The sequence below is a fragment of the Enhygromyxa salina genome, assembly GCF_002994635.1.
In the GTDB taxonomy this organism is placed as follows: domain Bacteria; phylum Myxococcota_A; class Polyangia; order Nannocystales; family Nannocystaceae; genus Plesiocystis; species Plesiocystis salina_B.
The window spans coordinates 20,536-31,495 of the sequence record NZ_PVNL01000042.1 but is presented as its reverse complement, the minus strand read 5'-3'; the positions used below and the strand labels follow the sequence as shown (position 1 = coordinate 31,495).

General features: G+C 68.7%; 9 protein-coding genes. 3 read left to right on the top strand and 6 right to left on the bottom strand.

The features are described 5' to 3' along the window. Window positions 1-16 precede the first annotated feature (16 nt). Window positions 17-1,510, top strand: coding sequence for a DUF4215 domain-containing protein (locus ENSA7_RS09560; protein WP_181233547.1), 1,494 nt, complete (start codon window positions 17-19; stop codon window positions 1,508-1,510). A gap of 78 nt (window positions 1,511-1,588) precedes the next feature. Here ENSA7_RS09560 and ENSA7_RS09555 read toward each other — a convergent pair whose 3' ends face one another. After that, window positions 1,589-1,933 carry a hypothetical protein gene (locus tag ENSA7_RS09555; RefSeq protein WP_106088915.1) on the bottom strand — a complete coding sequence of 115 codons (345 nt, stop codon included), beginning with the start codon at window positions 1,931-1,933 and terminating at the stop codon, window positions 1,589-1,591. Window positions 1,934-2,001: 68 nt separating this feature from the next. Then, complete coding sequence (locus ENSA7_RS09550) at window positions 2,002-4,461, bottom strand: glycogen/starch/alpha-glucan phosphorylase (RefSeq protein WP_244923761.1); 2,460 nt, start codon at window positions 4,459-4,461, stop codon at window positions 2,002-2,004. 312 nt (window positions 4,462-4,773) lie between these two features. Here ENSA7_RS09550 and ENSA7_RS09540 point away from each other — a divergent pair, with 312 nt between their 5' ends. Further along, complete coding sequence (locus ENSA7_RS09540; RefSeq protein ID WP_181233545.1) at window positions 4,774-6,021, top strand: hypothetical protein; 1,248 nt, start codon at window positions 4,774-4,776, stop codon at window positions 6,019-6,021. Window positions 6,022-6,083: 62 nt separating this feature from the next. Here ENSA7_RS09540 and ENSA7_RS09535 read toward each other — a convergent pair whose 3' ends face one another. From ENSA7_RS09535 to ENSA7_RS09520, 4 genes are read right to left on the bottom strand one after another with little or no spacing between them, the layout of a single operon-like run. Beyond that, the gene (locus ENSA7_RS09535; protein WP_106089052.1) at window positions 6,084-6,704 is read right to left on the bottom strand and encodes an AAA family ATPase; all 621 of its coding nucleotides are present in this window, start codon (window positions 6,702-6,704) and stop codon (window positions 6,084-6,086) included. Continuing rightward, window positions 6,701-7,690 (bottom strand): class I SAM-dependent methyltransferase, encoded by a 990-nt coding sequence (locus ENSA7_RS09530; protein ID WP_106088913.1) that lies wholly within the window; start codon window positions 7,688-7,690, stop codon window positions 6,701-6,703. The genes ENSA7_RS09535 and ENSA7_RS09530 overlap by 4 nt, the downstream gene beginning before the upstream one ends. Next, entirely contained in the window at window positions 7,687-8,760 is a 1,074-nt protein-coding gene (locus ENSA7_RS09525) for a radical SAM protein (RefSeq protein WP_106088912.1), read from the bottom strand. The genes ENSA7_RS09530 and ENSA7_RS09525 overlap by 4 nt, the downstream gene beginning before the upstream one ends. Further along, complete coding sequence (locus ENSA7_RS09520) at window positions 8,757-9,500, bottom strand: radical SAM protein (protein ID WP_106089051.1); 744 nt, start codon at window positions 9,498-9,500, stop codon at window positions 8,757-8,759. Before ENSA7_RS09520 ends, ENSA7_RS09525 begins: the two co-directional genes overlap by 4 nt. Before the next feature lie 137 nt (window positions 9,501-9,637). On the opposite strand from ENSA7_RS09520, the gene ENSA7_RS09515 reads away from it, so the two are divergent. Continuing rightward, window positions 9,638-10,954: an ABC1 kinase family protein gene (locus ENSA7_RS09515; RefSeq protein ID WP_181233543.1), complete on the top strand. Its 1,317-nt coding sequence runs from the start codon at window positions 9,638-9,640 to the stop codon at window positions 10,952-10,954. Window positions 10,955-10,960: the final 6 nt, after the last annotated feature.

Here is a 10,960-nt window from a genome sequence, read left to right as displayed (position 1 = left end):
AATCACGATCTTGACGATGACTGCGAGCTTCGCGTGTGCGGACGATGTGCCCTCGACCGACGCCGGCGACACGACCGGCGACACGACCGGGGACGGCGACGGAGACGGAGACGGCGACGAGACGACTGACACCGGCGACGGCGACGGCGACGGAGACGGCGACGGAGACGGCGACGGCGATCCTGGCGACGGAGATGGCGATCCCAACCCGATCTGTGGCGACGGAGTCGTCGACGACGGTGAAGAGTGTGACGACGGCAACCCCGACGACACCGACGCGTGCACCAGCAGCTGCCTCAACGCGACATGTGGCGACGGCTTCACGCAAAGTGGCGTCGAAGGTTGCGACGACGGCAACGTCGAGAGCGGCGACGGCTGCTCCTCGACCTGCGAGATGGAGACCTGCGGCGACGGAGTCGTGGACGATGGCGAGGACTGTGACGACGGCAACGACGTCGACACCGATGCGTGCACCAGCCTCTGCGTCGCGGCCGCGTGCGGCGACGGCTTCATTCAAGACATGGTCGAAGGTTGCGATGACGGCAACGTCGACGACACCGACGACTGTACCTCGATGTGTCAGCCCGCCGCTTGTGGCGACGGGTTCCTGCAAGCGGGCGTCGAGGACTGCGACGACGGCAACATGGACGACAGCGACAGCTGCGTGGCCGGATGCCTCGTCGCAACCTGCGGCGATGGGTTCGTCGAGGCCGGTGTCGAGGACTGCGACGACGGCAACATGATCGATGACGACGCCTGCGCCAACGCGTGCACCCTCAACCCCGGCGAGGTCACGTTCGAGTTCACCGGGGAGTTCGAACAGTTCGTGGTGCCCAACGGGGTGGTCTCGGTCCACATCGTCGTCGCTGGTGCCGAAGGTGGGACCCCGACCAACAGCCTCAACAACTGCGGCGGAAACGGTGACCTGGGCGGCCTCGGTGGCATGGCCGAGGGCGATCTGGACGTCGATCCCGGCGACACCCTGTTTGTCTACGTCGGTGGCGCTGGCGCCCCGGCGGTGGCTGGCTGGAACGGCGGGGGCCCGGTCAACCAGTGCCTGCAAGCCACGACCTGCAGCGGCGGTGGCGGTGCGTCTGACGTTCGCCTGGGTGGTCAGGAGCTCGCCGATCGGGTCATCGTCGGCGGCGGCGGTGGTGGTGCGGAGTGGTCTTGCGGTGGGCTCGGCGGCGGCGACGGTGGCGGCCTGACTGGCAGCGCGGGTTCGGGCGGTGACAGTCCCGCAGCGGACGGCCAGGGCGGCACGCAGAACGCAGGCGGCGCGGCTGGTGGGAACAACCCCGCAGGCAGCCCCGGTGCGCTCGGTGTCGGTGGCGGCTCGAACACCACGCTGCACGCTGGCACCGGTGGTGGCGGCTACTTCGGCGGTGGCAGCGGCGGTCAGGACGGCCACGGTGGTGGCGGCTCGTCGTACATCGGCGGTGTCAACAACGGAATGACCTCACCTGGCGTCCAAAACGGCGACGGCACAATCACGATCACCTGGCAGTAGCCTCGAGCTCAGCGGTCCCCTGGATCTCGGATGTCGATCCGGATCCAGGGGACGGCGCCTACACGAGCTCGGGCAGGCTCAGAATCCGGCTTTGATGGCTTCGGCGCAGGCCGAAGCTTTGATCATGGCGCCAGTCTGGGCGTCCCACTCGGTCTGGTGGGCCTCGATCAGCTTGTCCTTCGCGCCATCGCCGAGGGCGACCCACCAGGTGTCGAGCGCCGTGAGCCTGTCGGCGTTGGTCGACTTGAACTCCGTGAGGCTGACCTCGAGCGCCTCGCAGTCGGTGGCGGTGAGCATGAGCTCGGCGCGGGCTGACTCGAGGGCCATCTTCTCCTTCATCTTGACCTCGTCTTCGGCAGACGGGCCACAGGCGGCGAGGGTGAGCACGGCGAGCAGCAGGGAGGCGGAGAGTCGGTTCAGCATGGGGGCCTCATACACGAGCGCGCGTCTGCGCGAAACCCTTCGCGGCTGACTGCAGGCGAGACACGGGTTCAGCCGTGCACAGGCATGTTCCAGATCGTCCGCGCATACTCGCGAATCGTGCGATCCGAGGAGAATCCGCCCATTCCGGCGATGTTGAGGATCGCGTGCCGGGCCCACTCGTCGGGCTGCCGGAACAACGTGTCGACCCGCTCCTGGGCCGCGAGGTAGTCCGCAAAGTCAGCCAGCAGCAGGTACGCGTCGCGGTTGAGCAGGGTGTTGACCAGGCCGCGGTAGCGATCGGTCTCGTTGGGCGAGAAGCTGCCCTCTGCGATCGCGTCGAGCACGGCTTTGAGCTTGGGCTCGTTCTCGTAGTGGGCTCGCGGCTCGTAGCCGTTGGTTCGCAGCTCGCTGACCTGATTGGCGTCGAGCCCAAAGATGAAGAAGTGCTCGCGGCCGACGGCCTGGGCCATCTCGATCGTGGCGCCGTCCCAGGTCCCGATCGTCAGGGCGCCGTTGAGCGCGAACTTCATGTTGCCCGTGCCCGACGCCTCGGTGCCGGCGGTGGAGATCTGCTGCGAGAGGTCGGCGGCAGGGAACAGCACCTCGCCAAGCGAAACGCCGTAGTTGGGCAAGAACACCACGCGCAGGCGGCCGTCGACCCGAGGATCGCTGTTGACGACCCGCGCGACGTCGTGGATCAGCCGAATGATCGTCTTGGCGATCACGTACGCCGAGGCGGCCTTGCCCGCGAACACGACCGTGCGCGGGACCCAGTCGGCCTCGGGCGCGGCGCAGATCGCCTGGAAGCGCGCGACCACGTGGAGCACGTTGAGCAGCTGTCGCTTGTACTCGTGGATTCGCTTGATGTGGACGTCGAACAGGCTGTGGGGGTCGATCGGCAGGCCGAGCTCGCGGCGGACCAGCTCGGCCAGGCGCTGCTTGTTGTGGAGCTTGGCGGCGAGCACCTCGGCCCGCAGCCGCTCGTCGTTGGCGAGCGGGGCCAGCTCGGACAGGCGCTCGAGGTGGGTGCGCCAGTTGGGGGAGGTGCCCAGGCGCTGGTCGAGCAGGCTGGCCAGCGACGGGTTGGCCTGGGCCAGCCAGCGCCGCGGGGTCACGCCGTTGGTCACGTTGCAGAACCGGCGCGGGAGGATCTGCGCGAAGTCGGCGAAGATGGTCTCGACCATGAGCTCCGAGTGCAGCTGCGAGACCCCGTTGACCCGGTGCGAGGCGATGATCGACAGCGGCGCCATCCGAACCCGACGCTCGCCGCGTTCGTCGATGACCGAGACGCGAGCCACGAAGGCGTCGTCGTTGGGATGGCTGCGACGCACGGTGTTGAGGAACCACGCGTTGAGCTGAAAGATCAGCTCCAGGTGACGCGGCAGCAGCTCCTCGAGCATGCTCAGCGGCCAGGTCTCGAGCGCCTCGGGCATCAAGGTGTGGTTGGTGTAGCTGAGCGCCTGTCGGCACTGGGCCAGCGCGGCGTCCCAGCTCATGCCGTGCTCGTCGATCAGCAGGCGCAGCAGCTCGGGCACGGCCAGGGCGGGGTGAGTGTCGTTGAGGTGGATCGCGGCCTTGTCACCGAGCGACGTGAGCCGGCCGTGGTCAGCGAGGTGGCGGGCGATCAGATCCTGCAGCGACGCGCTGACCAGCACATACTCCTGGCGCAGTCGCAGCTGCCGGCCCGCGGGCGTGGAGTCGTCGGGGTACAGCACCCAGTTGATCCGCTCGGCCGCCTGCTTGGCGGCTCCGGCCGCGGCATGATCCCCGCGCGAGAACGCGGCGTAGTCGATCGGCTCACTGGGGGCTGCCTGCCACTGCCGCAAGACCGCGACCCGACGGGTGCCGTGGCCCGGGACGATGAAGTCGTAGGCGGTCGCGTGGAGCTGCTCATTGGGGACCCAGCGGCGTCCGGGGCCGTCGCTGACGACCCGGCCCCCAAACCCCACGCGGTAGCGCAGCTCCGGGCGATGCAGCTCCCACGGGTTGCCGTCGCGCAGCCAGTCGTCGGGCTCCTCGGTCTGGCAGCCGTCGTGGATGCGCTGGGCGAACATCCCGTATTCGTAGCGAAGCCCGTAGCCAAATGCGGGCAGGCCGAGGGTCGCCATCGAGTCCAAGAAGCAGGCGGCGAGGCGACCGAGGCCACCGTTTCCAAGCGCCGCGTCCGGCTCGCGCTCGAGCACCGCGCCGGGATCTCGGCCGGCGGCGCACGCTGCCTCGCGAAAGGCTGTCTCGAGCCCGAGGGCCGCCAGCGCGTTGCTCAGCGCCCGACCCATCAAGAACTCCATCGAGAGGTAGTGAACGCGCTTGGCCTTGGCCTGGCGATCGGCGCGCAGGCACTGGTTCATGCGCTCGGCGAGCTCGGCCCGACACGCGTGGGCTGCCGTTCGCATCCAGGTGTCGAGCGAGCTCAGATTGGGCGTGCGCCCGCTCTCGCGTTCGATCCGAGCGAGCAGTGCCGCGCTCGCGGCTCGCTTGTCCGCGTCGGAGAGCCCCAGAATGTCGGGGTCGGTCAGGGACTCGTTCAACGCAAGATCCTCCGCATCGGGGCGAAGCTACACCGAAATTTCGAGCGCGCGCAGTGAGCGAGCCACGCGGCGCTGAGCATGGGAACCACTGCGGCTAGCGTGCTTCACGCGACGTGAGCATGCACGGTCCGGCCCAGTTTGTGGGATTCATTGCATCTTGGCGACGGACCAAACCTCGAAAGGCCCAACGCCACACGAATCAGTTGCATTGGCTCGCAATTCTGGTCTAAGCCACGCGACCCATGTACAGTGCGCGTCTGAATAGATCACATGCAACGTAAACAACTTCATGTTCTCACTGGCCTGCTTTGCGTGCCCCTGATCCTCTCCACGGGCTGCCCCGCTGACGATGTCTCCGACGCTGGCGGAACCGATGACGACACCAGCACCACGGGCGACGGCGACGGCGACGGCGACGGCGACGGCGATCCAAGCGGTGACGGCGACGGCGACCCGACTGGTGACGGCGACGGTGATCCTGGCGACGGTGACGGCGATCCAAGCGGCGACGGCGATGGCGACCCAAGCGGCGACGGCGACGGCGACGGTGACGTCTGTGGCGACGCGGTCATTGGTGCGAGCGAAGACTGTGAGGGCGACGACCTCAATGGAGCGACCTGCGTCGACCTGGGTTACGCCGGCGGCGATCTCGTGTGTGGCGGCGACTGCAGCTTCGACACCACCGGCTGCTTCGACGCGGTCTGTGGCGACGGGATAAAGGCCGGCGGCGAAGCCTGCGACATGGCTGACTTCGGCGAGGACACCTGCGAGTCGCTTGGCTACACCGGCGGCGAGCTGGCCTGCGGCGACGACTGCGTCATCGACGAGAGCGGCTGCTACATGGCCGAGTGCGGCAATGACATGATCGAGGGCCCCGAGGAGTGCGACGGCGCTGACCTCGGCGGCATGAGCTGCGTCGACGTCGGCTACGACGGTGGCGAGCTTGGCTGCACCGTCGACTGCACGTGGGACATCGGCATGTGCACCAGCTGCGGCAACGACATGATCGAGGGCATGGAAGTCTGCGACGGCGCCGAGCTGGACGGCGAGACCTGCGAGACCCAGGGCTTCGATGGTGGCGAGCTCGGCTGCGCCATGAGCTGCGACGGCTTCGACACGTCGGCCTGCACCCAAGACGGGTGGGGCGACGACTTCGAAGGTGGCGCCCAGCTCGGCAATGAGTGGGTCCTGACCGGCACCGCGAACTGGTTCGGCAGCCAGACCATGCCGCACGCGGGCATGTTCAACGCGGAGTCCGGCAACATCAATCACAACCAGCTGTCCCACATGGAGGTCACGCTGGACTTCCAAAATGCCGGCAGCGTCACCTTCTGGCACCGCGTGAGCACGGAGGAGGACTGGGATTACCTGCAGTTCTTCATTGACGATGTCCTGCAAGACGAGTGGTCAGGCGTGATCCCGTGGACCGAGCAGACCTACCCGATCGCGGCCGGCCAGCACACGCTGCGCTGGACCTACGACAAGGACGGCAGCGTCGACGAGAACTCCGACACCGTGTGGATCGACGACATCACCACCGCCGGCGGCCAGCTGCCCTAGCCGGCATGTGACCCCACGAGGATCGCTTCGCTCCTCGGGGGTCGATCAGCCTCGGCTCCGCCTCACGCCTGTCGTGACGCGGGGCCGATCTCGTTGCGCATCACCGCCAGCAACACGCTCGCGCGGACCTCGACGCTCGCGGGCGCGATCCGGGTCACGTCATGGCCCGCGTGCAGATACAGCCGCTCGAGCCGTCGATTGATCGCGACCGCCTCTGCCGCGCGCTGGGCCGCGCTCTTGCCCCAGCGGGGCCGCTGCAGCTGTGGCATGACCTCGAACAAGAACACCTTGGCGTAGCGGGTGATCGGCGTCCACGCGGGCCGTGGCGCGTCGTCGGCTGCGTTGGTGTTGCGCAGCAACATCTCGATTGGATCGAGGTAGCCGCGCTCGAGCACGTGACCGGTCTGGGCGGCGCGCTCGATGTCTCGCTGGTGGTCGAGGGTCAGCTCGGCAAACCGCCACGGGCAGCACATCGGACACAGGTGGTCGGGATCTTCGATCGGCGTGAACGCGGTGTTGGGCGGGTGACCGGCGCTGCGCGTCCCCAGTGAAGCCAGCGCGCGCAGGTGGGCCTCGGCGTGGATGGTGATCGTGCGGTGGGTCTGCAGCCACTCGAGGGTCGTGGTCTTGCCGCAGTCGAACGCGCCCGTCGCGATGTACACGCAGGGCGTGGCCTCGGTCATGCCTGCACCCACCACAAGCTGCCGGGGCCGCGCTGGATCGGACATTCGAGCGTGGCCGCGGCCTGCTCGACGGCCGCGACCACGCCCGGGTGATCCTCGGCGAAGTCGTGACCGGCGAGGATCCCCCCGCTGCGCAGGCAGGGCAGCCACGCGTGAATGTCCGCGCTCACGGCCGCTCGGTCGTGGGATGCGTCGAGGAACACGAGATCGACCGCGCCCGGCTCGAACCTGGCCGCGGCCGCGACCGAGGGCCGTCGGATGCATTCGGCGTCGACTCCGAGCGCGGTGAGGTGCTGGCGAAACTCGGCCTCGATGTCGCGGGTGGCCAGGCGCTCGCGGTACCCGAGGTCGAAGCGATCGCTGGATCCAGACCAGGTGTCGACGCAGCTGAGCCTGGCCTTGCGCGCGCGGCATAGCCCTGCGATGTACGAGGTGCTGCGTCCGAGCCAGCAGCCGACCTCGACGATCTGGCCGCGGCTTGGCCCCGTCAGCGCGCGCTCGACCAGATCTCGATACGCCATGCCTTCGGCCGCACGAAACCACCCGTCGGGCAGCGCGAGCTTGGTGACCGGCACCACCGCGCGCAGGGCCGCGAGCTTGGCGTATGCGTGGCGAAACCGAAATTCGGTCGGTCGCAGCTGCTCGAGCGCGTCGGCCTCGTAGATCAGCAGCAGCGGCTCGTCGATGCCCGCGAACTTCTTCAGCGAGCTCGAGCGGGCAGGGTCGGCCTCGGCGGCCTGGTTGTGCGCTGGCGTGGTCGCGAAGATCACGTCTTCGTGGGCGACGCTGGGATCGTGGCGCCAGCGTCGATCGCCCGGGTACCCGCCGCGGTCGGTCCCGTGGGCGAGGATCCGCTCGAGCTTGTTCGACTCGCTGGCCCGCAGCAGCACCCGCCCGCGCATGTCGGACTCGAGCGCGCTGCACAGATCAGCGAGCAGCAGCAGGTTGTCGCCGAGATAGGGCAGGGCCGCCCGGACCAGGCTCACGCAGGCACCCGCGCTGGCGGGCCGAGCACGCCGTCCCAGGGCTGCCAGGTCGAGGCGAGCTTGGCGTTGGGGTGAAAGATCAGCTCGTGGATCACCCCCGGCATGGTCTGCTTGGTGCGCTCGAGCTGGGCGAGGTCGGCCTCTTCGAACACCACGTCGATGCCCCGATACCGCCAGACCTCCACGTAGTAATAATAGCCAACGATCTGCCGCTGAAATTCGAAGTCGGGCGCGTCGCTGATCTGATCGAGCAGCGGCTCGAGCTGGGTCCGCATGCGATCGCTGAACGCGACGACGAAGTTCTGCGCGACCGACTCACGATCGACGTGCATCAGCTGGCGAAAGATCACGTTGTCGACCCCGAGCTCGGCGGCGAAGTCCAGGTACGCGCGGATGCCCGCGAGCGAGTCGATCGCCCGCTCGACCAACACACACGACAAGCGCGTGCGGCAGCCCCCGGCGCTGGCGAAAGCCACGACCTCGCGCAGCTGCTCGAGCTGCAAGCCCTCGCGAAACACCATGAGCCGGGCGTTGTGATCGTGATCTGGGTGCGCGCGGCTGATGTTGAGGTGCTCGACCCCCGCGTTCACGATGTGCTGGATCAGCGGCGCGCCTGCGTGGACGTCGAGCAGGCCCGACCCGTTGGTGGTCAGCGAGCGCCGCTTGGACGGGTAGCGGCTGCACAGCGCCAGGATCTGGGGCAGGCGGGGATCCTTGCTGGGCTCGCCCCCGGTGATCGAGATCGTCGGGGCGAGCGGGCGCAGGGCCTCGAGCGAGGCCTCGAGCGCGGCGAAGTAGGCTGCGTCGTCGGACTCGACCGTGCGCTGGCGCGCCAGCTCGTGCCCGCGTGAGGCGGGGCGCAGCTCCTCGACGCAAAACCGGCAGCGGGCGTTGCAGACCTGCGCGCTGTAGACCGAGAAGTTGGCGTTGCCATACACCGAGACCGCGCGGCCCCACAGCTCGAGGTCGACCGCGGCACCGGCCGTGCTGTTGGCGCGGAGGTCGAACGCGGCGCTCTTGCGTCGCCGCCACTGCGAGACGAACCCGCGTGGATCGACGACCTCGCTCACGGCAGCACCCGCATGGCCTCGGACCGCCCGACGAGATCGGGGCCGTGGGTGCGGCCGTCGGGGTTGACCAGCGTGAAGTTGGTCCCGACCACGAACGGCGCCGCCCAGCCGGCTCGCTCGCTGGCGAAGCCGTAGGCCTGCAGGTGAAACACGTTGGCGAGCTCGAGCAGGCCAGCTTGGGCGACGGCCTCGCGCACCCACACGTCCTGTCCGGGGGCGTCGGGGCGCAGGCGCACGTTGAGCACCAGCTCGCGCTCGGCTCCGAGCGAGGCCAGCTCGTCGTGCAGCAAGGCCGCGAGCGCGAGCAGCTGGTCGTCCTGGGCGAGCAGGTGGTGATTGATCGACAGCTTGATCGTCAGCGGCGCGCCGAGCTCGAGCAGCCACGCGCGCAGCGGTGCACGCGTGCGCGGCAGCACCACGCCGTTGGTGACGATCACCACACGCGCGCACCGGGGCTCGGCCCGAGCCAGGCGCACGAGCTCGGAGAACTGCGGATGGATCGTCGGCTCACCGCCCTCGAGCTGGACCTCGAACGGACCTTCGCTGGGGAAGCTGGCGGCGTAGTCCGGGAGCGAGATGAAGCTGTTCCCGCGCGGCGATGAGCAGGTGCTGCACCATGGGCACGCCCGATTGCAGTGGTTGGTGGTCGCAACATAGACGCGATGGGCTCGCGCGTCGGTCGGGCGATCCCGCGGCAGCGCGCCGGTCAGCGTCAGGTTTTGTGGCCTCAGCTCGACCATGGCTGCGTCGATCGTACACGACGGTCCCCGCGCCCAGCCAACCCCCAACCGGGCCCCAACCCGCGCCCCAACCCGAGTCCGGCCTCGCGGCCCCAGGTGACCCAGCCGTCGGCGCGCGAGTGTGGCACCATCGGCGCATGAGCGGGTTTCGGACTGGCCGCGCAGGTCGGTTGGCGCGACTTGGCGGGCTCGCAGCGCGGGTCGGGGGCGCGGCCGCCAGCGCCCTGGGTACGCGGATCTCGAGTGGAAGGGACGCCGCGCTCGAGGCCCTGCATCGGCGCACGGCGGAGCAGCTGTTCGAGACGATGGGTGAGATGAAGGGCCTGCCGATGAAGGTGGGGCAGATCCTCTCGTTCATGGACGGGGTCGTGCCGCCGGAGTACCAGGGCATCTACGCCGAGCTGCTCTCGCGCTTGCAGGTCAACGCCCAGCCGCTGGGGTGGGATCCGATGCGCGCGCTGCTCGAGGCCGAGCTCGGGCGCCCGTACACCGAGGCGTTTGCGAGCTTCGAGACCGAGCCGATCGCCGCGGCCTCGATCGGCCAGGTCTACCGAGCGCGACTGCCCGATGGTCGCGCGGTCGCGGTCAAGATCCAGTACCCGGACATCGGCAAGGCGGTGACCAGCGATCTTCGCAACGCCGGCTCGATCGCCCGGACCATCCAGGCGATCGTGCCCAATGTGCAGACCGGCGTGATGGTCCAGGACTTTCTCGAGCGGATCGGCGAGGAGTGCGACTACCGGCGCGAGGCTGCGAACATGGCGACCTTCGCCGCGCGCTGGGCCGACGACGAGCGCGTGCTGATCCCCGCCGTGTACGAGCCGCTGTGCACCGAGCGGGTGTTGGTCACCGAGCTGATGGCCGGGCAGCACCTCGACGAGGTCGTGGCCACGGCCGACGACGCGCGGCGCACGGCGATCGGCGAGGTGCTGTTTCGGTTCGTGTTTCGCTCGCTGCTGCGCCACGGCATGTTCAACGCCGACCCGCACCCAGGCAATTTTTTGTTTCCTGGCGACGCGCGCGTGGTGTTCCTCGACTTTGGGTGTGTGCAGTACTTCGACGAGGACTCGCGCGCCGCGTTTGGGCGGGTCATCGAGGCGATCCTCGACGGCCGCGAGGGCGACTCGCTGTGGGCGGTGCTCGCCGACGCGCTCGAGTTCCCGGACGACACCTCGGCGCCGCTGCGCGGGATCATCGAGTCCTACGTGCGCTACTGCTTCGAGCCCGTGCTCGCACCACAGCCCTACCGCTACACCCGCGACTACACCACGCGGCTGGCCCAGGTCACGCTCGAGGCCAAGCTGACCGTGGCCAAGAACCTGCTGAAGATCGGCTGGCGCGAGCCCAAGCGCCATGGCCTGGTCTTGCTCAGCCGGATCCTGTTTGGCATGAACTCGCTGCTCGCGGCGCTCGAGGCCGAGGCGGACTGGCGGTCGCTGTTGCGCGAGGCGTGACGACGG

Coding starts and splice junctions, on each gene's coding strand:
- ENSA7_RS09560 (WP_181233547.1), top strand. CDS start 17: ATGACTGCGAGCTTCGCGTGTGCGGACGATGTGCCCTCGACCGACGCC.
- ENSA7_RS09555 (WP_106088915.1), bottom strand. CDS start 1,933: ATGCTGAACCGACTCTCCGCCTCCCTGCTGCTCGCCGTGCTCACCCTC.
- ENSA7_RS09535 (WP_106089052.1), bottom strand. CDS start 6,704: ATGACCGAGGCCACGCCCTGCGTGTACATCGCGACGGGCGCGTTCGAC.
- ENSA7_RS09520 (WP_106089051.1), bottom strand. CDS start 9,500: ATGGTCGAGCTGAGGCCACAAAACCTGACGCTGACCGGCGCGCTGCCG.
- ENSA7_RS09515 (WP_181233543.1), top strand. CDS start 9,638: ATGAGCGGGTTTCGGACTGGCCGCGCAGGTCGGTTGGCGCGACTTGGC.